This window comes from Solibacillus sp. FSL H8-0538, from assembly GCF_038003525.1.
Lineage (GTDB): Bacteria > Bacillota > Bacilli > Bacillales_A > Planococcaceae > JBBOPI01.
In genome coordinates, this window is record NZ_JBBOPI010000001.1 from 2,879,857 (window position 1) to 2,903,134 (window position 23,278).

25 protein-coding genes and 2 pseudogenes are annotated in these 23,278 nt (G+C 33.7%); 7 read left to right on the plus strand and 20 right to left on the minus strand.

What is annotated here, in order from left to right; all coding sequences use genetic code 11:
* Nucleotides 1-195: 195 nt before the first annotated feature.
* Together MHH87_RS13785 and MHH87_RS13790 are read right to left on the minus strand one after the other, a co-directional pair.
* Nucleotides 196-1,401 carry an EAL-associated domain-containing protein gene (locus MHH87_RS13785; protein ID WP_340749838.1) on the minus strand — a complete coding sequence of 402 codons (1,206 nt, stop codon included), beginning with the start codon at nt 1,399-1,401 and terminating at the stop codon, nt 196-198.
* Between the two features lie 262 nt (nt 1,402-1,663).
* Nucleotides 1,664-2,038 carry a HesB/IscA family protein gene (locus MHH87_RS13790; protein WP_340749839.1) on the minus strand — a complete coding sequence of 125 codons (375 nt, stop codon included), beginning with the start codon at nt 2,036-2,038 and terminating at the stop codon, nt 1,664-1,666.
* A gap of 234 nt (nt 2,039-2,272) precedes the next feature.
* On the opposite strand from MHH87_RS13790, the gene MHH87_RS13795 reads away from it, so the two are divergent.
* Nucleotides 2,273-2,971, plus strand: a complete 699-nt coding sequence (locus MHH87_RS13795; protein WP_340749840.1) for a DUF2225 domain-containing protein — start codon at nt 2,273-2,275, stop codon at nt 2,969-2,971.
* 166 nt (nt 2,972-3,137) lie between these two features.
* On the opposite strand, the pseudogene MHH87_RS13800 reads toward MHH87_RS13795, so the two are convergent.
* A pseudogene (locus MHH87_RS13800) lies at nt 3,138-3,430 on the minus strand (NifU family protein).
* Nucleotides 3,431-3,466: 36 nt separating this feature from the next.
* On the opposite strand from MHH87_RS13800, the gene MHH87_RS13805 reads away from it, so the two are divergent.
* Nucleotides 3,467-3,787, plus strand: a complete 321-nt coding sequence (locus MHH87_RS13805; protein WP_340750998.1) for a YuzD family protein — start codon at nt 3,467-3,469, stop codon at nt 3,785-3,787.
* A gap of 285 nt (nt 3,788-4,072) precedes the next feature.
* Here the strand turns inward: MHH87_RS13805 and MHH87_RS13810 are convergent, their stop codons facing one another.
* The gene (locus MHH87_RS13810) at nt 4,073-5,140 is read right to left on the minus strand and encodes an NAD(P)/FAD-dependent oxidoreductase (RefSeq protein ID WP_340749841.1); all 1,068 of its coding nucleotides are present in this window, start codon (nt 5,138-5,140) and stop codon (nt 4,073-4,075) included.
* A gap of 181 nt (nt 5,141-5,321) precedes the next feature.
* On the opposite strand from MHH87_RS13810, the gene MHH87_RS13815 reads away from it, so the two are divergent.
* Entirely contained in the window at nt 5,322-5,558 is a 237-nt protein-coding gene (locus tag MHH87_RS13815; RefSeq protein ID WP_340750999.1) for a YuzB family protein, read from the plus strand.
* 173 nt (nt 5,559-5,731) lie between these two features.
* Here the strand turns inward: MHH87_RS13815 and MHH87_RS13820 are convergent, their stop codons facing one another.
* On the minus strand, nt 5,732-6,490 hold the full coding sequence (locus MHH87_RS13820) for a TIGR01457 family HAD-type hydrolase (protein WP_340749842.1): 759 nt from the start codon (nt 6,488-6,490) through the stop codon (nt 5,732-5,734).
* A complete protein-coding gene (locus MHH87_RS13825) occupies nt 6,490-6,939 on the minus strand; it encodes a DUF86 domain-containing protein (RefSeq protein WP_340749843.1) in 450 nt (149 codons plus the stop codon). Before MHH87_RS13825 ends, MHH87_RS13820 begins: the two co-directional genes overlap by 1 nt.
* 91 nt (nt 6,940-7,030) lie before the next feature.
* Between MHH87_RS13825 and MHH87_RS13830 the strand changes: the two genes are divergently transcribed.
* The gene (locus MHH87_RS13830; protein ID WP_340749844.1) at nt 7,031-7,297 is read left to right on the plus strand and encodes a DUF3055 domain-containing protein; all 267 of its coding nucleotides are present in this window, start codon (nt 7,031-7,033) and stop codon (nt 7,295-7,297) included.
* 242 nt (nt 7,298-7,539) lie between these two features.
* On the opposite strand, the gene MHH87_RS13835 is transcribed toward MHH87_RS13830, so the two are convergent.
* The 10 genes and pseudogenes from MHH87_RS13835 to MHH87_RS13875 all read right to left on the minus strand — a co-directional run bounded on the left by MHH87_RS13835 (nt 7,540) and on the right by MHH87_RS13875 (nt 15,784).
* Nucleotides 7,540-7,875, minus strand: a complete 336-nt coding sequence (locus MHH87_RS13835; protein ID WP_340749845.1) for a YutD family protein — start codon at nt 7,873-7,875, stop codon at nt 7,540-7,542.
* A 180-nt stretch (nt 7,876-8,055) separates the two neighbouring features.
* Nucleotides 8,056-8,976: a lipoyl synthase gene (lipA, locus tag MHH87_RS13840; protein WP_340749846.1), complete on the minus strand. Its 921-nt coding sequence runs from the start codon at nt 8,974-8,976 to the stop codon at nt 8,056-8,058.
* Between the two features lie 121 nt (nt 8,977-9,097).
* Entirely contained in the window at nt 9,098-9,871 is a 774-nt protein-coding gene (gene yunB, locus MHH87_RS13845; protein WP_445683097.1) for a sporulation protein YunB, read from the minus strand.
* Between the two features lie 43 nt (nt 9,872-9,914).
* Nucleotides 9,915-11,018, minus strand: a complete 1,104-nt coding sequence (locus tag MHH87_RS13850; RefSeq protein ID WP_340749847.1) for an HD-GYP domain-containing protein — start codon at nt 11,016-11,018, stop codon at nt 9,915-9,917.
* Between the two features lie 86 nt (nt 11,019-11,104).
* The gene (locus MHH87_RS13855) at nt 11,105-12,469 is read right to left on the minus strand and encodes a bifunctional metallophosphatase/5'-nucleotidase (RefSeq protein WP_340749848.1); all 1,365 of its coding nucleotides are present in this window, start codon (nt 12,467-12,469) and stop codon (nt 11,105-11,107) included.
* Nucleotides 12,470-12,490: 21 nt separating this feature from the next.
* Nucleotides 12,491-13,312: a sulfite exporter TauE/SafE family protein gene (locus tag MHH87_RS13860; protein ID WP_340749849.1), complete on the minus strand. Its 822-nt coding sequence runs from the start codon at nt 13,310-13,312 to the stop codon at nt 12,491-12,493.
* 2 nt (nt 13,313-13,314) lie between these two features.
* Nucleotides 13,315-13,626: pseudogene (locus MHH87_RS13865) on the minus strand (DUF72 domain-containing protein); the annotation flags it as partial.
* 444 nt (nt 13,627-14,070) lie between these two features.
* Nucleotides 14,071-14,409, minus strand: coding sequence for an HNH endonuclease (locus MHH87_RS18935; RefSeq protein ID WP_445683098.1), 339 nt, complete (start codon nt 14,407-14,409; stop codon nt 14,071-14,073).
* Complete coding sequence (locus tag MHH87_RS13870; RefSeq protein WP_340749850.1) at nt 14,364-15,008, minus strand: hypothetical protein; 645 nt, start codon at nt 15,006-15,008, stop codon at nt 14,364-14,366. The genes MHH87_RS18935 and MHH87_RS13870 overlap by 46 nt, the downstream gene beginning before the upstream one ends.
* A 338-nt stretch (nt 15,009-15,346) precedes the next feature.
* Nucleotides 15,347-15,784 carry a hypothetical protein gene (locus MHH87_RS13875; RefSeq protein WP_340749851.1) on the minus strand — a complete coding sequence of 146 codons (438 nt, stop codon included), beginning with the start codon at nt 15,782-15,784 and terminating at the stop codon, nt 15,347-15,349.
* 183 nt (nt 15,785-15,967) lie between these two features.
* Between MHH87_RS13875 and MHH87_RS13880 the strand changes: the two genes are divergently transcribed.
* Nucleotides 15,968-16,318 (plus strand): helix-turn-helix domain-containing protein, encoded by a 351-nt coding sequence (locus MHH87_RS13880; RefSeq protein ID WP_340749852.1) that lies wholly within the window; start codon nt 15,968-15,970, stop codon nt 16,316-16,318.
* A 274-nt stretch (nt 16,319-16,592) separates the two neighbouring features.
* On the opposite strand, the gene MHH87_RS13885 is transcribed toward MHH87_RS13880, so the two are convergent.
* The 3 genes from MHH87_RS13885 to MHH87_RS13895 are packed head-to-tail and all read right to left on the minus strand — an operon-like array spanning nt 16,593 to nt 20,576.
* A complete protein-coding gene (locus tag MHH87_RS13885) occupies nt 16,593-17,903 on the minus strand; it encodes a hypothetical protein (protein WP_340749853.1) in 1,311 nt (436 codons plus the stop codon).
* A 59-nt stretch (nt 17,904-17,962) separates the two neighbouring features.
* Complete coding sequence (locus MHH87_RS13890; RefSeq protein WP_340749854.1) at nt 17,963-19,624, minus strand: hypothetical protein; 1,662 nt, start codon at nt 19,622-19,624, stop codon at nt 17,963-17,965.
* On the minus strand, nt 19,596-20,576 hold the full coding sequence (locus MHH87_RS13895) for a dsDNA nuclease domain-containing protein (RefSeq protein ID WP_340749855.1): 981 nt from the start codon (nt 20,574-20,576) through the stop codon (nt 19,596-19,598). The genes MHH87_RS13890 and MHH87_RS13895 overlap by 29 nt, the downstream gene beginning before the upstream one ends.
* Before the next feature lie 177 nt (nt 20,577-20,753).
* Here MHH87_RS13895 and MHH87_RS13900 point away from each other — a divergent pair, with 177 nt between their 5' ends.
* Nucleotides 20,754-21,428: a hypothetical protein gene (locus tag MHH87_RS13900; RefSeq protein WP_340749856.1), complete on the plus strand. Its 675-nt coding sequence runs from the start codon at nt 20,754-20,756 to the stop codon at nt 21,426-21,428.
* Nucleotides 21,418-22,665, plus strand: a complete 1,248-nt coding sequence (locus MHH87_RS13905; RefSeq protein WP_340749857.1) for a hypothetical protein — start codon at nt 21,418-21,420, stop codon at nt 22,663-22,665. Before MHH87_RS13900 ends, MHH87_RS13905 begins: the two co-directional genes overlap by 11 nt.
* 162 nt (nt 22,666-22,827) lie before the next feature.
* Here the strand turns inward: MHH87_RS13905 and MHH87_RS13910 are convergent, their stop codons facing one another.
* A complete protein-coding gene (locus MHH87_RS13910; RefSeq protein WP_340749858.1) occupies nt 22,828-23,277 on the minus strand; it encodes a hypothetical protein in 450 nt (149 codons plus the stop codon).
* Between the last annotated feature and the right edge of the window lies 1 nt (nt 23,278).

Below are 23,278 nucleotides of genomic sequence, written 5' to 3' on the forward strand. Positions count from 1 at the left end.
AATACTATATTAGCCCTTTTCCTATACAATTTCAATACATTAGTACACGTTAAAACAAAAACAAACATTACTAGTTTTAATTAAGTCATATCGGATATAACTAGTGAAAAACTACCAAAACAAAAAGATCCAAAAAGCTAATTTTCACCAGATTATTTTGTATACGAAATATATTTTCCGGAATTCTGACTATTTTCAGTTCACAATATTGTGCTCATATAAATAGTCATATGAAATATCTACAAATAGAAATTCATTGTTGTGAAGGGCCATCGAAAACGTTCGTGTGAGCTCTCCCGTTTCAATATCACTATAAATAGCAGAAAACTCGCCTTTTAGATCATTACGCATTTTTATAATATTTAATAAAAAATATGGACGCCAACTCCAGTTTTTCCCTTTCGCTTCTTTTTGAATTTCCCACTGGTGATCTTTCCACATAATATTTGGAGCAGTTTGGAATCCTCTGCCATTACAAATATAAATACGGAAAGCATATTTTTCTAAAGCCTGAGCAAGCTGTAATAGCTTACCTTCATCTGTACTTGATGGATTAAGTTGCTCCACAATTGTACAAATCGTTTTTTCTAAACGTTTCATTTCCTCATATTTTTGTTCAAGTAATTTCTTTTCAGTGACGATGAACTGCTCGCATTCATCTCGGAAACGCTCCTTTAAGCTGTCACGCGGTATAAACCCTTTTTGCGGACGTTCTAAATATTCACCCTTATAGTAACGCGCGCCGTTTTTCCATCCGTGTTGAAGTTGGTAGACTGTTTCAACTTCTTCAATCATAAGCGAGGCACCTATTTTCAATGCTAATGCGCGCAATGTCGCAAAGACGTGATTTTGTGCACCCCATAAATTATAATTTAACTGGCCTACATTTATCTTTAATACAGTTGGCTCTAATAAGAGAATATGGTCTAACTGGCTTTGAGAGCCTACATCTTGTAGTGCAACTTTAATACCGTACGTTTTTAAATAACGGACAACGTGATGTAATTGTTGAATATCACCGACGTATTGATGCTCTGCCATTACAAGTATGATTTTCCCAAGTAACTCTTCTGGCAGCGTTTCCTTTAACATGGCAAAATAACTCTCTCCAAAATCTAGCATTAGTAAATTGGGGTTACATGGGATATATAAATCAATTTCATGTAATGACTGTTTGACGGCCTCGATTGATTGACGAACGACTAGCTGTTCAATTTCGGCGCAAATATCTCCAGGCGCATCCGATCTATATGTAAACTGTTTAATATTCACTGTTTTCTCTTCATCTCGAATTTGCCCAATTACTTCATAAGCAACAATTCGATGCTCATCGGCACTATAAATGGGTTCAAATAATATTTCTATTTGATCAAGCCTATCTAACATATCTAGTACATCCACAGTAAAACCTCCTAAAGCAAATCTGTTATTCCTATAATAAAGCATCTTTTTAGTGAATTCAAAGGCAGTCGCCATTCCTCAGTTACATTCTAGGAATAATATACTTTACTATAAATAGAGACGAATAGACGGCTGAAGAGTGTTCCTTAGAAAAACACATTTGGCCAATAAAAGCGAGATTATATGGATAAGAAGTTTATACTCTCTTAACCACATAAAAAAAGAGAAATAACTACCTCCTAGTCATTCCTCTCCTTAATATTTATTCACAGTTTCCTGGCGTACCCGTTCGTTGTGGCGCTCTAAAGGAAGTCCCACAGCCACAAGATGCAATGGCGTTCGGATTATCGATGGTAAAGCCGCCACCCATTAATGATTGTTTAAAGTCAATTTTTGTACCAGCTAAAATTGGGGCATCTTCACGGGAAACAAGAATTTGAATACCGTGTTGTTCATCTGTGAAATCTTTATCCGTAATTTCTTGATCAAAAGCCATTCCATATGAAAGTCCGCTACAGCCACCACCTTTTACAGCAATGCGTAAGCTTGTATTTTGTTCTTCGTTTTGTAGCATCATTTCCTTCACCTGAAACGAAGCTGCTTCTGTTAGGATAATCACTTGTTTTTTACTTGTCATCCCAGTCACCTACCTTCTTCCTTCATCATATCAATTGTTTTTACTATGTGACAACAAAACTGCTTTTTAGAAAGACACATCACGCCCAAAATAGGTAGGAAGATGTTCTTTTTATATGGTTGAGAAAGGTATACTTTCTTAAGCACATAAAAAAAAAATAGATTAAAATCACTACTTTATGTACTGATATTGTTATAATAGAACTAATATATTTTACGAAAGGTATGAAAATAAATGGAAATATCCCCTTTTTATGAGAAAAACATTGACTGTCTTCACTGTAAGAAAAGTTTTCCTACTCTAAAAGTACGAACAAAAGCTATTAAAGTTGCGCATTCAGAAAGTGACTTCCAGCCTATTTATGCGGACGAAAATGTAAATGCCCTTTATTATAATGTATTCGTTTGCCAACATTGTGGCTTCTCCTTCACGGAAGATTTTACAAAATATTTTGCACCTGGTATTATGGAAGAAATTAACAATCAAATTTCGAATAACTGGGTACCACATAGCTTTAAAGGTGAACGAACTGTATTTGATTCGATTCAGGCATATAAGCTTGCCTTTTTATGTGCCACACTAAAAAAAGAAAAGTTCGTCATTACATCGGGGTTAGCTCTTAGGATAGCTTGGCTTTACCGTTCATTAAAAAATGAAGGTCAGGAAATGCGTTTCTTGAAAATTGCACGTGATCATTATATGGAAACGTTCTCAAATGAAGATTATGCTAGCACACAAATGTCTGGTGTTCGTGTTATGTATATGATTGCAGAATTATCTCGTCGTTTAGAGGACTATGAAAATGCGACACGTTTCTTCTCACGCGTTATAGAAAGCCAACGCGTTGGTGGTGAAGCCAAACTTGTTGATATGGCGAAGGAACAATGGGAACTAGTGCGCCAAGCTCGTGGTCAAGCTATAGGGGCTGAGTAATTGAACATAAAAGGGATAGCGACAAATTAACACGTCGCTATCCCTTTATTAGTTGCTCCTACGATTACTCGTCGCAAAGGAAAATTTGCTCCTGCATCGCGTGCATTCGGCTTCGCTCAATGCACGCTAATTTCGGAGCAGAGTATTTTATTTAGCTCGGCGCTAATTAAAATACTTGCTCTACTTCAATAATACCCGGAACCTCTTCTAGTAACGCTCGTTCGATACCTGCTTTTAGTGTGATCGTAGAACTTGGGCAGCTTCCGCATGCACCTAATAAACGTAACTTTACGATACCGTCTTCAATATCTACTAATTCGCAGTCTCCGCCGTCACGTAATAGGAACGGGCGTAATTTATCTAAAACTTCTAGTACTTGGTCTCTTTGTTCTGTTTCTGTCATTTTACTCGACTCCCTTCACTAAAATTATTATAATGTGAAGAAGTAAAAAAATCCAATGTTGAATAACGGGAGGTCGGAATTAAGTGAAACAAATGAATCCAGTAATTGAAGTTTATGGTGCAGATATTATGTGTGCCAGTTGCGTGAACGCACCATCCTCAAAAGATACATATGAATGGTTACAGGCTGCAATTGACCGTAAGTATCCAAATCTATCGTACACAATTCGTTTTATCGATATTGAAGCGCCTCTTGAAGATGCTCGTGATGCAGATTATGCTGCACGTATCCAGGACGATGAATTTTTCTACCCGCTTGTTCTAATTAATGATGAGGTTGTTGGAGAGGGCTATGTACAAATTAAACCAGTCTTCGCCGCTCTTGAAAAACTAGGCTTTATTTCAGCTGAATAATAAGACGAATCCACTTGCATTGTATTGTGTGCAGGTGGATTTTTAGTTTACTGGCGACTTTGAGTAGTTTACTGGCGATATTTTTTGTTTACTGGCGACTTCAAGGGATTTACTGGCGATAATCTTTATTTACTGGCGACTTCAAGGAATTTACTGGCGATAATCTTTATTTACTGGCGACTTCAAGGGATTTACTGGCGATAATCTTTATTTACTGGCGACTTTAGGCTAGCTCCCTCTAACCTCAAAAAAGACAGCACCGTAGCACTGTCTCCATTAAGTCTATTAATTATCGTTTTGACGTTTATACATCCACAGTAAACCAGACTTCATTAACCGCGCGATACGACCTGTTACTGTTGTATCCGCTAGGTGTACAAAGCCTTGTTTCTTACCTAGTGAACCCATAAAGCCTTTAAGTTTAATTTCAGGCATAACATCTGGTAAATTCTCACCATTCCAACGATGGCGTAACACACGAACAACGCGCTCGGCCTGTTCCTCTGCTAGCTGTGCAGTTGGTGGTAATGGTGATGATGCACAGTCCCCGATTACGAAAATGCTCTCGTCATCTGGTAAATGGAAGTATTGCGTAATTACAGGACGACCAAAATTGTCCTTTTCCGCCTCCATATCACGTACGATTTTTACTGGTTGCACACCAGCAGTCCATACAATGGCATCTACATCGATCACTTGATCATGATTATATAAACGTGTTTCTTCTACACACGTAATATTGGATTCAGCAATCACTTCTACGTTATGTTTTTCAAACCAAGATTTTACGTAATCGCTTAACTTCTCGGGGAAATCGCGTAAAATACGTGGTGAACGGTCGAATAATTTAATTTTTAAATCCGAACGACTTTCGCGTAGCTCACTTGCCAGTTCGATACCTGATAATCCAGCGCCAACAATACCTACAGTTGAGCCTGGTGGAAGACCGCAAAGTTTTTCAAATGTCGTACGTGATTTAGCAATTGTCTGAATACTATACGTAAACTCCTCTGCACCCGGTACATCGTGGTATTTATCTTCACAGCCTAAACCTACAACTAAATCATCATATTCAACTTCTTGTCCATCTTCTAAAAACACTTTCTTTTCTTCACGGTCAATGCGAGTAATTTCTCCAAACACTCGATTTAAACGGTCATTTTCTGGAAATGCAACGCGGATCTCTTTATCAGTGGACGTACCCGCTGCTAATGCATAAAATTCCGTTTTCAAGCTATGAAATGGTGTACGATCAACTAATGTAATTTCAACATCTGATGGAAAATTCGGTAGTAGGCGTAATAAAATGCGCATATTGCCATAGCCGCCGCCTAATAATACTAATTTCTGCATAAGTTTCTCCCTCTATAAAAAATTGATAAGTTATGTTCACAAAGTATCCATAAACGAGTATATCCCATTGTGAGATGTTTCACAATATAGCAATAAACTTTTTGTGAATATTTTCACAAGAAGCGTATTATTGACGAATTCAATAAAACCGAGTAGCATGACAATGAGTGAGGTGACGGTCGTGAATCCAATGGTAGAATTTTGTATTATTAATCTTGCAAACGGTGCACAGGAGACATATGAGGTGCTTGACAAGGACCCCAATATTGATGTACTTGAATATGGTTGCTTAAGCTATTGTACAAAATGTGAAGAGTCTTTTTATGCGCTAGTGAATGGTGATATTGTGGAAGCAGATTCACCTGCTGAGTTAACAAAAAGAATCTATGAATATATTGAAGATAACCCTTTATGGTAAAGATAAACGCTAACATATGTTGGCGTTTTTATTTTGTTATAAGAATTCTACCACAACAGTGCTTTTGCCTAGACGTTGCATTTACTTATTTCATTGTTAGCCAAAAGGCGAAATTTTATAATTCCCATAACAAATAGAAAGCGAACCGAGTTTCACATCGATTCGCTTTCTAATTAATATTCGTCTAAAGAGTTCACTACATAAGTCGGTTGCTGTTCCTTTAAACGAACCTGCTCTGTTGGGGTCACGCCGGTATTGACATGAATCGTATCACAGCCGAAATTGATGCCGCACAAAATATCCGTGTCATAATTATCGCCTACCATGACCATTTCTTTTTTACTAAAACCGTGATCTTCTGCGATTGTTTGTAGCATAACCGGGGATGGCTTGCCTATAAACACTGGTTCCACACCCGTTACATTTGCTACTAATCGTACAAACGAACCGTTCCCTGGCAGGAAGCCGATTTCTGTCGGGAATTTCACATCTCCATTTGTTCCAATTAACTGAGCCCCATTTTGCACCGCTACACAAGCATGCGCGAGCTTTGAATAATCAACTGCTCGGTCAATGCCCATAACAAATACACCTGGTTGATCTTCAGTAACCGTTATTCCTTCTGCCGCTAATGCTACACGTAGTCCGTCTGAACCGATCACTTGAACACTAGCCTGCGGATGATGTTGTACAATATATTTCGCCGTCGTCAGTGCACTTGAATAAATATGCTTAAGTGGTGCATCAATACTAATTTCTTTTAATGCCTGCTGAAGCTGCTCGCGTGTTTTTGAAGAATTATTTGTCACATAAAAAGGCTCTATCCCTTGCGTTTGTAATTTATGAATAAATCGTATTGCCGAGTCAATACCAGACTTGCCGCGATACACTGTGCCGTCTAAATCAAAACAATAAGCCTTATATCGTTTCATTACGCTTCCTCTGGTAAAAAGGCAGACACAGGACCTAATTCATGTGTTAAAAAATTATATACTTTGCCTGAGAATTGTTTTAAGACCGGTAAATTTGCTGTTATCACCTCTACAACCTCCGCATTATCTACTGCTAAAAATTCACGTACTAGCATTTTACGTAAGCCAACAACCGCTTTTAACGGTGCATCCATTTCAGGTGTAATTACTTTTTCATCCACAAAAATATCGATAATGTCTTCATAACTACCTGGATCACGCATAATAAAGCCATCGATGACTAAATTCCCAACGTCCATCATCGCTTCCATCACATTATGACCAATGCGCTGTAATGCTAATTTCGAAATATCATCTTTTAACCAATTTTTCTCTGATTCAAAAATTGCTAAAAGTTCATCTAAATGCGATAAATTCAGTGTAATCTTGTTTCTATCTACGAAATACATAGATAAAGCCCCCATTCAATTGATAAAAGTTGATAGTCATTTCTAATATATAGTACCATATTCTAGAGAACTGGAAGGAGCACATTGCAAAATGGAACGATTTTTCTTATATGATGATGTAGAAGACACAAAAACACGCTTTGTCAGCTTTGCAGGTAAGACGCAACGCTATGATTTAGCCATTTTACAAAGCAGCCGATTTTTTGGTAAAGTGCTTGTATTAGATATTCAGTTTGGACGCTTTGCAATCATTGGCCCAGACGATGTCGAGGAGCCAGGCTATCTTGAACATGTGTACAATCGCACAGAAGAGGAAGCAGCCGATTTACGCGAATACTTAAACGAACTACTAAGTTAATCGTAGAAGAACAAAAGCTCTAAAGCGCCTGCTTAGCCCCGACAACTGATTGCGAGCCCGAAGCGAAAGTAAACGCTCCACCACTTTCGGTAGAGGGCAGACCGCGACCTCGAGGGGCTGGCGCTTTAGCCTAGACGTTGAATTTACTTTTTTGAATGTTGTCCACATGGCGAAATTTTATAATTTCCTTAACAACGAAAAATACCGAACGAAGTAGAATATGCTACTTTCGTTCGGTATTTTTATTCCACCTGTTGCGGCAGTTCGCTTAACTCTGGAACATGAACCTCTATCTCTTTTGGTGCGCGACCCGTTTTACGTAAAATAAAATACGCACAGCCAAAATTACAATACTCATATAAATAATCTTCAAGTGTGCTAATCTTTGTATCAAATGTCGATTTTTGATTTTTATCGTCAAAAAAGCCTTTTAGTCGGAGCTGACCGTAGCCCCAGTCTCCAACTATATAATCGTATTTCCCTAAAATATCTGAATAACGGACGATAAAGCTTTCCTCGTTAAACCCTTCACGAACATCTTTAAGGATTTCATATGCATAGCCTTCAGCAATAATCACCTGGACACCACCTATCTTCTATCCATCATGTTAAGCAATATTGCGCATGAAATCAATATTGTTCACTTGTATTTTGCATAAATTATTTTGAAAGACACATCTCCCCCAATATAGGGCGAGATAATGTCCTTACTTATGTAGATACGAAAGACATGCTTTCTTATCTACTGAAAAAATTTTTTAAACTTCTGCCTTTGCCTGTCTTTCCTTCGCAGCTGCATTTACTTGTTCATCAGCATGATAGCTACTACGTACAAGCGGGCCTGCCTCACAATGGCTGAAGCCCTTTTCCATGGCGATTTTACGCAGCTTGCCAAACTCTAACGGTGAATAGTATTTTTGCACAGCTAAATGCTTCTTAGATGGCTGTAAATACTGGCCAATCGTCATAATGTCGACGTTATTTGCACGCAGATCATCCATTACTTCATAAATGTCTTCCAGTGTTTCACCAAGACCAATCATAAGCGAAGATTTTGTTGGAATCGTTGGTTGCATTTCTTTCGCACGACGTAAAAACTCTAGTGAACGCTCATATGTTGCACGTGCACGAACTCTTGGCGTTAAGCGACGCACCGTTTCAATATTATGGTTTAAAATATCCGGCTTTGAATCCATTAACATTTGTAAGTTTTCTTCATGACCACCTAGATCTGAAGGTAATACTTCCACCGATGTTAACGGGCTTTTACGGCGAATTGCACGGACAGTTTCAGCAAGTACAGCAGCTCCACCATCTTTCAAATCATCGCGTGCAACCATCGTAATTACGACATGTTTTAAATTCATTAATGCAACAGAATCTGCTACACGTTCTGGCTCTGCTAAATCTAATTCATTAGGTAACCCTGTTTTAACCGCACAAAAACGACATGCACGAGTACAGATCGAACCTAAAATCATCATCGTTGCTGTACGGCGCTCGCCCCAGCATTCATGAATATTTGGACAGCGTGCTTCTTCACAAACAGTATGCAAATTTTTCTCACGCATTAGCTTCTTTAAACCTTTATATTCATCATTCGTATTTAACTTAATTTTTAACCAATCAGGTTTTCTTACATGTTCTCCTTTGTTGCTCGTCGGTTTACAAGATGTCATGAATTTACGCCCTTTCGATTTGACCATTAATAGGTACATTACTGATGTCAATGTAACATATTCCACCACTCGCAACAACAAACTTTTCAATTCACACTAATAATTCTTACTATACTGGCAACTATTCATATGGAACTGGTACTTCTAACGAAGGTTGCACGCCTTCACCACCATTAGTATAAATATGTGGGACAGTTCCTCGTATTAATCCGATTGCCACTGGGATACGTTGCTCTACTGTCGCCGAACTGCTTGCAAAAGGAACAATAATTTGGACATTTACTTTAAGAAGGATATTAACCTCTACTTTGGCGTTATTTATACCAAATTCCGTAACGGAAGATTCAACATTACTAGTAACATTCCCTATAATATGAAAGCGAATCGGAATTTTCGGTCCTAAATTACCGATAATAGGTATATTGGCTGCCTGACCAAGCGGGACAAAAAATACAATTCCATCTCCAGCTTCCATTCTGCCTACATCATATTCAACATTTTCCAAGTTCGGTAAATGGGTTAAATCGCCGTTTTCTGCCTGCTCTAAATATTCTTTTACGAGTGTTTGTGTTTCCGCACGCACTTGGTTTATTATTTCAGTGTTAAACTTAGTCGTAATCATATCGGTTGATTGGGATGGAAGGTCCACAATAATATCATTCACGTTGAGTACACGAGATGTTCTTGAATCTATGGCCTTACTTACTACAGATGAGGCTACCTTATATGTTTGTACCTCGGCATATTGTAAATACGTTGGCATCAGTCGTATATTAATAATATATAAACTAGCAACAACCATTATTAACAAGCTCACAAAAAGTAGAACAGCCCAGTTTGATTTCCGACGTTTGACGCGGTTAAAACGCATCCCCTTTTTTCGACGAGAAAACAAAAAAAACTCCTCCTCTTCATATTTTATGAAAAGAAGGAGTTAACTATTCGACATATGTAACATAATCTGTTTCCACTTTTTCGACTTGGACGTCGGGATATTCTGCTAAACTCATTTCATATGTAGCGGTTAACATAGTTTCGTCTTCTTGAAAAACACGTACCCAAGGGCGAGCAGGGTTGTCCATATTTTGCTTTGAAACAATTCCGCGGCGTAGATCTGATAGAACAACAATACAGCCATTTGGATAATGGACAATGCTTCGTTTTAAAGCCTCGACAACACGTGCATCATAAATTTTTCCACTCCCACCCTCAATGATAGCAATTCCTTGAGAAGGAAGCATTTTTTCACGGTATACACGGTTTGAAGTAACTGCATCAAACACATCTGCTACACCAATAACTTTGGCAAAAGGATGGATTTCAAAATCAACAATGCCTCGTGGGTAACCACTACCATCAATTCGTTCGTGATGCTGGAACGCACAATGTGCCACTAAGAGTGACACTGAATGTAAATTTCTGAGTAGATCAAAGCCGTAACGTGTATGCTGCTTCATGACCTCAAATTCCTCTGTTGTTAAACGTCCAGGCTTAAATAAAATCTCTGATGGAATGAGTAATTTACCAACATCATGCAGCATGGCGCCAATGCCAATTAACCGTAAATCTTCGTATGAATAACCCATTTCTTTTGCAATCGCGATTGAATAAAGCGTTACTTGAAATGAATGTTGATACAAATATTCATCATATAGATACGCATCCGTTAATACAGTTAGAATTTCTTTACTATCTAAAATCGAATTTAATAAATCTTCAACGATTGATCCAATTACCTTTGATTGTTGATCAAGTACATACGATGCTTGACCCGACTTCACTTGTTTCACGGCAATAAATGAATCTGTAATATTTTTTACAGCTTTAATACGCTTGGCAGGAGAAACCGTTTCCTCTACTTCAATACCTGTTGAAATTTTATCTTCAATGTATAAATAACGTATATTCAACTGCCTTAATCGATCGATAATACGTTCACTGACTACAGCATCTTTTTGCAACAAAGGATGACCAGCTTCATTCCAAATAGTCCTACCAACTACCATGCCTGCTTTAAGAACATTAATTGATATTAGTCGCATCTATATACTTTTCCCCATTCCATCTACTACATTACGTATTATTATAAAGACAAATTTAAAAATATGAAAGTAATGCCAAAAATTTGTTATTTAAATTTCATTTTACACGATTCTCGAAAAATATCACGTAAAAATAATGGTAGAAAATACTCTTTTTTCGCATATTTAAAATTTGGAAAGAAATAACCAAATGTAAATAAATCAAGTGTTGCCAATTTGTATATTTTTTCTGGGTCTGCTACTTGACCATTTACAATGAGTTCTCGTTTGTCATTCATCTTGAAGCTGTACGTTAATAGCTTACCGAAGATGACTCCACGGAAACCAAGTCCTTTAATTTCAAGCAATGGCCATTCTTCATTTTTCGTCTGTAAAAATACTTCTTTTAATTCACTACCAGTTAAATGTAAGACACAAGTATTTATCGGATGTGGTAAAATTTTGTGAATATCATAAGCGGAAATATCTCCTTTATTCATATCTTCCACAAAAATACCCGCATTAAACATGGCACAGTCAGCCTGCGTATAATCTAATAGTGCATGGGCGAATAGATTGGATAGCTGTGAGCGGTGAAACCATTCTTTAAAATACGTTTTCGTCGTCGTAAAGTATGGTTGCTCGAGCAATGTTTTGGCGTGTTCATGTAGCGTATTTAGCCACGCCGTTTCTCCGTCTACTTCAGGCAATAATGCATTTTCGTAAAGTGTATCCAGCTTGTCCACAATGCACTTGCTATCATGATCAAATTCAATTGTCAAATGCCCTATAAATTGGCCAAATTTCCCTCCACCTGTAAGTAATACGTCGTTCACTAGCTTGCCTTCAGGTAAAATATGATGTGTATGAGAGCCGAAAATTACGTCTATAGCTGCACATTCCTTTGCAAGTAACTCATCTTCTGTAATACCTAAATGCGATAAGCATAAAATAATATCTACTTGGTCACGCAAGCTTATTGCCAGTTCGATTAACTTTGCACGCGGCTCGCTCACTTCCCAATTTAGCGCCCGGTAAAATGCATCAAATTGAGCTGTGGCACCAATGACCGCTATTTTCGTGCCAAACTTTGTCGTTAAGATCGTATAAGGCTTGAGCCACTGAGGATTTTCGCCGTCTAAAGCTTGTAAATTAGCAACGACCACCTCAAATTCCGCCTCTGCATAAAGTGTTCGTAGCTCTTCGTAAGACAGTGTAATGCCTTCGTTATTGCCAATTGTGACAACATCATATTGGGCAGCATTTAGGATTTCGACATTACCCCGCCCAAGCGTCGCCTCTGTATAAATATTCGAACGATCCATATGATCACCGATATCGAATAAAAAGCTTGGCTCATTTCGTGTTGCATAAACTTTTCGCTGCGCTTTTATAAACGACTGCATCCGTGGCCAAAACCCAAAATGACTATGCAAATCATTTGTATGAAAAAAATGAATCCTCTCGCGCACTATGGCCACCTCTTTCAAAAGTTAAAGTAATCCATCTAAAATCGAACGAATTCCTACTATTAATAAAATAATACGCAACACAACAACGAGCGTATTAGAATTTAATTTTTTATTCAATTCTGCCCCTATTTTTGCCCCCATATAGGCAGCAGGAATAACCGGTAGCGTATAAATCCACTGCACATGCCCGAAGTAGATATGACTAGCTGAATTGACAAGTGCTGTTAAAAACACTAAAAACATCGACGTCGCAATCGCCACATGTGGTGGGAATAAAAATAAAATAAGCATAGCCGGTACAAGCATCGAGCCGCCACCAATACCAAAAAGTCCTGAAAGTATGCCCACAAAAAAAGTTAACATCAGGGCAAACCAAATCGGATAGCCGTAAACAAACTCTTTTCCTGCCGAGTCCACGTATAAACGCTTCGTTCCATGTTTAACAAACCACTGAACAGGTTTTAAACGGTCCCTCACGAGTAAAATTGTTGCTAATACAATTAACAAAAGACCAAAATATAAATTAAATGATGGCAAATCAAGCCCTTTATTAATATAAGCACCAATTATTGTACCTGGCACACTACCCGCAAAGAAAATAAAGCCTGATTTAAAATCAACCATTTTTGATTTTACATAGGAAATAGTTGATGCGAGCCCCGTAAAAATCATCATAATAACCGATAAGCCAACTACCTTCTGCGGGGTCATATCCTGAATATAACCTAAATTAATGCCTACAAATATTGTTGCTGGCACTAAAATTACGCCACCACCTAGTCCAACAAGCGCACCAACAGCGCCTGAACATAGTGCAATGACAAATAAAAATATGAACTCCACAACTATTCTCCTTCAAACATGTTTAATTGCTTTGGTGATAATCCTTCATAATCTAGCTGTAACATCTGCTGTAAGCTTTTCGCATTCGCAGTTGCATGTCCCCCAGAGTTATTATTGAATAGCACGAAAACTTCCTTTGCTTGCTTTTGTAAAAACTGAATTTGTGTGCTAAGACCTTGTAGCTCTGACTCATTATAATCGTATAAAAATCGAACCTTGCGCCAATTTTCGTTATTGCCGATATTGCGCCAGCCATGTATATTGCGTCCATGAATACGTACGAGCGCTGTACTCGCTGTCGCAATTGCAACAAACGGAACCGATCCTACACCTGCTTGCGGTTCAACGCATTATATTAGATAACCCGTTGGGTGAAATTAACCTTTTCCTTTATTATCATATGTTATATCAATTTCCACACAATAAGACTTGGGTGGAATAAATTAAAAAACACATTTTTTGTTTATTTCATTGTATCTAATACATATTTATTCACCAAGGTATCGCTCTTTTCTAAGCTAAAAGAATAAAATTCTTTTACGATTTAATTTCTTCAATAACTGTAGAACCTCCTCTGTGTTTGCTCTTCTGTTCAACTCTTTTCCGATATAGTTGAAATACGAGAATAAACCCTGGCTTTTCTTTCAAACTTTTTCACCATAGACCCTCCTGCTCTGATGAATAAAAGAAGACCACAAATTAAGAGTGGTCATTCTTCTTAAATAAATATCCCATTGAAAAAATTCTAATGAGTCAAATTAAACATTTAAACTCTGCTTTAATGGAATAAATATGTTTTCATAATTAAATCGAACACATACACTTGAGAATTCATGTTCTAGAACTTTTAATTCTGTATTGTGTATTTCACTTTTTTCGTCAATATGAATAATCCTCTTAGGATTCATTGGGTCTAAAGCTATTATACCAAGGTCAAACAAAGTGTGATGATTCGGGCATAATGCAATCATATTAGGCAAATCATCCATTCCATTATGCTCTGTTCCATGAGGCTGTATATGATGGACTTCCGAATAAGAAATCGAATCTATTAAAGTAAAACTTGTTCCACATATTTGACAAGTATTATTGTACATTTTTTTATTTCTTTCACCTTTTTGGAGTCTCTATGCCGCTTCATAAGAATGTGGAGTAGTAGCTTATCTTGTTCATCCTCCAATTTTTCTTCTTCATCACTGGAGGTTTCTTCGTTATCATTTTCAAATGATGAAGTTTGATTAAAAAAATCGTTAAAACCGTAATATATCGTATGGTTTGTTGATTCACAATAATTTCCAAAAGCTTTTTGGATGAACTCTGGAAAACCAAATACCTCAATAATCCCATGCAGTGATGCACCTGATGAATTTAATAGTGAATGGTAAACCATATTCGTTTTTAAATGTTTTGCTTTTAAGATATTATTTAAATTCATTTGAACTGAAATATGTTTAAGTGAATAATTTAACAATTCGTGAGGTTGCTTCGGCTTTTGCCTCCAAAGGTTTTTGTCATATTTAAGATTACGGTTATCCCATATTACATAGATAAAGTCATCTTCACTAACAGATGCATTTATTCTACGCTCATAATATTTTCTTATATACTCTGCACATTTTCCTCTTATTATAATTCTTGGAATTGTTGATTTTTTTGAGTAATTAGGGACAGTTACAAAATCATTAGATATTTCCACATTTTCTAACTTTAAAGGAACAGGTGTATTATTGCTCTTAGAAAAATCACCAGTATCATAACCAGCAGATAAACAAAGGGCAATACATGCCTTTATTGTTGTAATGCCATCATATCAACATAATTTTAAGTGTACATAATCAATTTTTTTATTAAAACCCTTTAATCCCAAATATATCATCAATTAAATCAATATGTACATAAAAAATCGATGTACATATTAATCATTTAATATGTACAGTTTTGATTCTAGCATCTAAATTTATTAAAAAAAAGTTCACTTGCATTAAGTTAATGCAAGTGAACTTTCAAAGTAATTTATATTTTTAATAGCCGCATTTAACCTAACTTCAACATCCCTGTTTTACAAAAGAACATTAATAGATCACTGAAGAATTTTTCGAACTTGATGTATAAAGTGACTTTAGCATCTATTTCTTCACCGTTACATTCAATTACTACTAGCCGATCTTTTATTATCGAGGTCATTTTCGAAGTTTCACTGTATGTTAGAACTTCTATTATTGCACCTTTTCTTAAGTTGTCTAATTTTTCATCCCAATCATATCGATCACTATCATATTTTTGGTAATGCTTCACTAGGCGAATTGAAACTTCCCCACTCTTAATGTCATATTCAATATCCCCATGATTTAAAAAATCAATTACAATATCCATTTCTTCATCTGATCCGTAAAAGTAATACTTATATACATCATTGCTCATTACAGAACAAAGCTCTGAGAACTTCTTATTAAAATTATCTGTATTAACCATCTCTTCACTTCTCTCCTTACATGGTCACCTCATGCTATTTGCACATTTAAATTAGGTATTCACATCTTAATACTAAAAGATATTATAAAGCAAACGAAATTACCTTATAAGTTAAATATTTTATATTTAAGTAGTATTTTATGTTTCTTCTAGCTCAATTAGGCTTTAATTGAGGTGATTCAAATGAATTTAACAAAAAGAGTAGGTATGAACATTAGGGCAATAAGAAAGGCTCAAAAACTAACAATCGATGAATTAGCAGAGATGTGCGATTTTCAAGCTCCCTACTTATCAGACGTTGAACGTGGCGAAAGAAATATTACGTTACAAACATTAACGAAAATATTAGACGCTCTACAGGTCGATGCAGCGAATGTGCTCATACCCGAAGCAAGAGCACAACCTGATTCACCGAACAGTAGAAATGAGATTTTAAGCCTTTTAATAAATACACTGGAAGATAAAGATGAAGATGATATTCGCATGTTATTGAATGTATCTAATGAGATTTTTGGTCGATTTAAGGGAAATTAAAAGTGGCTTGGATCAAGAGGAGAAGCTCTTCAGAAAAATGCGGATTTGTAACGCTAAGAATATACAGGATTTTATACAGAATGAGGAATACGTTTTGTAAGCACAAATTCAATCGTTTCAACGTTTTAAACACGCTGCATAAATATTGTTGATAAGAAAAGCACGAAACGTTGATGTGACAACATTCGTGCTTTTTTCGTGTATTCCCAAACTTTTGTTTGGGAAATTTCTTTCGCTTAACGTTGTAAATACATATAAATCTGACCGGACCCTTTTAGATTAAAGTTAAATCGAAAGGTATTTTTTGCGTATTTATTATATCACCATCATTAAGTTCAAAAATCCGAGTTAAACCAGGTGCATATGAAGGACTTATGTTATTGGCGTTTTTAATTAAATAGGATTCAACTGTATTTTGGTAAATATATTTATTTTGCATCGTCATTTTTATTTTTTCGTTCTTGTTTCCAACCACAAGTTTTGGTGAGATCTTACTGGAACTTCCAATAGGGATAACGAAATCTAGAGTTTCGTTGGAATTCCAAGGGAATTGTCCATTTAAATTATAAATAGCTTCCACAGTAGTATTTAATATTAATGTGTCCTTAGTTGGATCATATAAAATATGACTTTGTAAAAATATAATTCCTGAAGTTGAAGAATAATTATTTTTAAATCGCTTTAAAAAATGTTCACACACGTTTGTTATATCGAGATATCTAGGGATTTTAATAACAGTAATATTTTTCTTATTGAGTTTAGTGACATCTTTAAATTTGGCATTCGCTTTTTTTATGATTCGGTCAATTCTTGATAGCTCATTTTCCAAACTAAAATCAAAAAAAGAAGTGTAATCATAACTTATATTATTAAGTGAGTAGCCTTGGGTACCAGGTATTGTAGGTAATCTATGTTTGAAAGAATAATAATTATCAGAACAAATAAATTCAGTAGGTTCTTGTTGTTTAAAATATCTTTCTATATTTGCACCAAACATAAATTTAATTTGTTCCAGTGTAGGAAAAGAATCTATCCTATTTACTTGTGAGGTTAACGTCCAACCAGTAACATTATAATCTTTTTGAGCCTGAATAAATTTATTCTCGGTATCTTTTGAATATGTTTCGAATTCGTAGTAATTGTCGGAAGGAAGACAGACTTTACAGGAAACTTGCAATTCTGTGCCTTTTAAAGTTGTAATATCTAGATCATAACCTTGAGCTGAAGGTGGTAGTAGTTGAACTTTATATTTATTTTCAGAAAAAAGGGTACTGACTAAAAGTTCGAAAATATACCCATTTTGATTTGAAATTTGTTTTCCTAATATTTCAGTTTTTTTTCCATCAAAATCCGTTCTCTTATGACCTTGTTTTCTTAAGTATAAAATTGAGTAGCCAATTAAATATAGTTCTGTGTCTGAAGCCCAATTAGGGTTTTGCCACATTATTTGAATAGGGTGTGTTCCTTTTTCTTGATTAAGCCATTCTTTCCCCAGCCACCATTGACATGCAGCGTAGACTTTAATTAAATTTTTTCTAGAAATATGTTGACTTAAAGTAGATCCTATTTGTGAAATTCCCTTCATAATATACTCCTTTTATTTAGTGGAAATATTGTATACTTATATAAATTTTATTCGCTATCTTACAATAAAAAATCAAACCATTTCACTAAGTCTCTATTATTATGTGAAACATCTTCTAAAATTGGTTTTTCTAAAAATATAATGTTATATTCTATTGCTGAGTCTAAGTAATTTAAATTCTCTTCTATTATAGAGAAAAATATTTGTCTATTAAGACTAAAAAGGTTATTTTCAACATATTTAAACATTGCTGATTTAAATTCTTGTGAAGTTTCATTTTTAATAAAAGAGTCCATACCAAATGGCAATATATAATTAGAATGACTAACAATAATATTAAAATAGATAATATATAGTGCTAAAATATTTTGATTGGCATCATTACCACTCGATTTAATTTCTCTAAAATCGAAATATTCAATCGCATTTAGATTAATTTCTTTCAACTGAAGATTAGCTTTATTTTTCAATTGCTGAAACAAAGTTTTACTTTTTATGGATTTTTCTTTGATTGTTTTTTTTCTATCACTAATTGACTTAGCTATTTCATTTTTTCTTTCTGTCTTAGTTAAAATTTCATTTTTTATTATTCGTTCTGTAAATAAATAATTTTGAGCCAATCTTTTATTAGTTTCTAACTCGATATAATGATTTACATTTGCTGATTTTTCTAATTCAATTAGCGATTCTTTAAGCCTTGTATATAAATTAGTATTTTCTACTTTTATGTTTATAAGAAACTCTAATTTATTTTCAAATTTATTTAATTCATTCTGTTTTATATCTACTTGATGATTAATTTCAAATAAATTGTTTCTTATTTTTAATCGTGTTAGAGACTGTTCATATGTTAGTTTTGAATTACAATGCTTACACTCATATTTTATTTCCGTCTGTATTTCCTTATAACTAGCTGCTAATTTTTCCAATTCGTTTATATCGTATTTCAAAGTGTCAATCTTCTTTTGGATTGTAAAAACTTTATTATTATTTTCAGCAATTACTATTCCAATCTCATTAAATTTATTTAGATGTTCCTCTATTTGTTTTTGATAATACTTTATATCAATTTCTTTATTTTGATTTGTGGCTATATATTTTTGCTGGGATTCTAATAAAATTAAAGAACTCAATTTCCGATTAGCAGTTAAAATTTCTTTCGACAAATTTGCTTTTTTAACTTCTAATTCGATAATATCGGCATTAGATAAACCTATGTAATACTCTAAAACATCTTTAACTATATTACTGTATCTACCATAAGAATCAGATGAATTCTTAAAAATATAACCACTCCATGATTTATCTTGATCTACATAAAACGGTAACAAAACCTCACTTGCATATACGCTTTTTAATTCTTCGCTCATTTTTTCTTTTGAAAGAATATTAATTCCTATCTTATTTTGTAACCATACTGAATATTCCATTTCTGTTAATGGAGATTTCTCTTCATCAATGTAAAATAAATTTTTTAATCTAGTAATTTTATACTCAGTTCCATTAAATAAAATACAGACTTGGACTACTTTATTATCTATTTCCCAACCTTTTGGAAATATTTTAATTGAATAACCTAAACTATAATACAAAGTTTTCATTAAACTAGATTTACCAACAATATTTCCTTTACTAACAAACAAGTTCACCTGAGATGTGAATTCAAATTTATTGATTTTTTTATCTACAAAATCATAAATTACTAGATGCTGTATTTCCAAACATTTCACTCCCTTTCGAACTAATAATTTCTATTGTTATAGCTACTAAAACACTATTTTCAGCTTTTCCCTTAAATCGATTCAAAACTTCATCGATAATTTCTCTATCTGGTTTTAATTCAAAATCAATTCCTTCTAACCAAATTTCAATATCCCTCTTTAAACTCTTATACATTAACTCAATTTTTAATTGTTCACCTTTAACCTTTGCCATAAATGCTGTTGGAAACGTTAATCGATTCAATATATCATCAAAAGTTATAAGTTCTATTGTTTGTATCAAGGTTTTCTTAAAATACTCCTGAGAAAGCTCTTTTAATATTAATTGCCCCTCATCTTCTATAACAATTTCACTTTTTTGATCAATCATTAAAGACAGCTCTGCAATAATTTCTCGCCCTTTATTGTTATCTATTTTTATCCCTTTAATATTTAATTTTCCAGTCAAATAAATAATCACATCTGTAAGTTCATTGGGAAACGGTGGAAAATAAATTTTAAAATTATCTAGCCTAGCTTCTACATCATTCAAATCACCTTTTAAAGTTTGAATTACAGTATTTTTTTGATCAACACTTAATATATATACTCTTTCACATATATCCCCAGGAGTCTTGGTTTCTAGTAACTTCTTTTCTTTTTCAATAAAATCTCGTAAAAATATTTTATGATGATTGTTAGGAGTACCTGTCTCTAAGTTTTTTTGAAGAATAGATGGGAAGACTTTTTTCTTTTTCGTTTGTGATTTAATTAAATTTGAAACACTTAATTTTTGATTTTTACATTGCACAAAAGCTTTATAATTAATATATTCAATTACAAAATCATCTTCCCCCTCTACAACTACAGTAAAATTTTCTTTTAAAAAATTATCTATTATCACATTAATAATGCTAGCTTTTTGAAAATTAAATCCTCTTATTGCATATGCTCCACCATTATCTAAGGCCATTTTATTAACACCTCTATTCACTTTTTACATTTAATTGAGGAAGAATTTCTGGAATGATATCTAAATACATAAAAAAGAATTTTGTATATCACTATAAATAATAACTTAAATATAATTTTTTTCCATATTTATGTTATATAATTATTTATATACAAAATTACGAAATGAGGAATCTCTATGAAGGTTGCTGATTATATAAAGATTTTTACTCAAGCATTGAATAAAGTAAATAATGTTTATTATGGTAATAAGGATTGGGTAGATTCTATGTTAAACGGTAATAATGTCTTTGAAAAAGATCCTCGAAGAGAAAAGTTAATCCCTCTTCTCAGTAAGCACCATGAAAGAGTTTTTTGTTACGAACTTTATCATCAAGCAAGAAAAATAATGGAAACTAAGCAACTTACTAACCAAGTATTTCTTCAAGCAGAGCTTCGAAAAAATCAAGTAACATCAGAAATTGAAGAATTATTCGAAATTAAAAATATTAACGGACCATATTATCCCGACTTTTTAATACATAATCCATTATCTTTTGATGATCAATATTTAATTATAGAAGTAAAGGCAAATCCTGAATTAAATATTAACGATATGGTAAGAGATATTAAAAAAATTGATGAATTTATCAATAAGTATAACTATCAAAAGGGAATTTTCTTAGCTATTAATCTTTCTGAAAAAAGACTGAAAGCACTTCTAAATAACAATGAATTTTTGAAAGAAATCAATGATAGTATTAGTTACAAAGATAAAATATTATTAATTTTTAAAGAGGATGCAAATAAGAATCAAAAATTAATAAACCTTAATACACTTATAGAAAATAAAGGAGTATCTGATGATTTTTGAATACAAATGGCCTCATGCGAATCCAAATATGAAACTTATTAAATCTTTAGAAAACAAGATCACGATTCATAACAATAATACTATGGATAAAGTCTTCTATGAATATGCATGCAATTTCAAAAAATCTGCTAGAATTGTTGTCGATAAATTGGTTAATAATCAAAATATTAGCGAATTGGACAGTTATTTTTTCTCAGTAGCTTTCTTATATAGGCATTCTCTCGAATTGCTTTTAAAAGCTATTGGGTTTAAATCCATTCAAAATGCTGAAGAAGGAAAATTATTTATTAAAGATACATTTCACAATCTATCGGGTTTATTTGAATCTATAATTCCATTTATTAATTGTATTGATTTAGATAGGGTAGAATGGTTAAGAGAATATTTTAATAGCATTAATTCCATGGATAAAGAATCGGATTCTTTTCGTTATCCATTTAGCATTAAGTTCAAAAAAGACGAAGGGAACCCTAAAACATATTTTATTGAACCTTTCTTTGCTAAACAAACCCATATAGATTTAGTATCATTTGTAAATAAAATAGAAGCGGCATTTTCAATTTTAAATAGTTTCTATAAAGAATCTGCTACTTATGATGAATTATATAAAGATTACTCACCTACTTTTTTAGATGAAGGAGGCAATTATCGCCTTCAAAGCGTTATAGGATACAATTATCAAAGACAGCGATTTTATCCACTAATCAGGGCTTATACTGAATGTGCACAGCTGTTATTTTTAGAGTATAAAAATAATAAATATTTAGGCTATACTATCTTTTTCCCGATGACATATTTATTTAGAAACGGGTTAGAATTATCAATGAAGGAAATTCTTTTTGAAGAATGTAATTTAGACTTTCAAACTTCAGCGAAACTTTTGAAAGATTGCAGCCATAATGTAAATAAACTCTGGAAGAATATAAAACCAGAAATTATTAAACACTCTCTTCATTCAGAAGATAATCATACTTTGGATTATGTTGAAAAGTACATATGTCAAGTTCATGATTTTGATGGAGCATCTGATAAATTTCGCTACCCAACTAATAAATATCTTAATTTTTATTTTAATAAAAAAACTAATTTTGATATTGAGAATATTTATGAGTTTTTCACAGAGGTCAACAATTTCTTCGGAGGTGCATCTTCAATGATGTCTTCACAAAATGAATTATTGGCTGACATGGAAGCAGAGTATAGGGCTGAAATGCAATCATACTACGATTATTACTAAAACATCCCATTACTTATAATCAAAATTATTTATTCAAAAAAATCCCTAAAAAACAGCGATTCTTCTTTCTGTACATTAGAAGAATCGCTGATTAAATTTAAAAAGTATCATTTGAATTTTCGAAGATCATACCAGAAATTACATAATTGTTTATTTCATAACTCACAAATTTTTAATCATATCCTGTGTTCTTGCCTCGTTATCAAAATAATTTTTAATCATATAATAAATATCTAATTTTGTTTTTCGCTTCTGAATAGGAATATTAGAAATAATAGAATATAAATACTTTAGCTCTGGAAGAGTAATCATATTTATAAATTGGCTATCCTCTATATCAGAAAATAAATTAGACAGCGAATTATAGTAATAGCTCCTCAATTCATCTATTTGTGTAATATTTGCAATTTCATCACGAAGTACTTCTTTTTTTTCTATTTTTAATTCTTTACTCTCTGATGCGAAAAGTATTTCATGAACCTCTTCTGGAGTATATTTGAAGTTTTTTATAAACTTAGAATTAAAAAATGTTTGTGGTTTAGAACTATTAATTATAGGATATAAAGCTTTGTAAATTTCAAATAAATCCTTTTCTATGGCTTCCTTATCCATG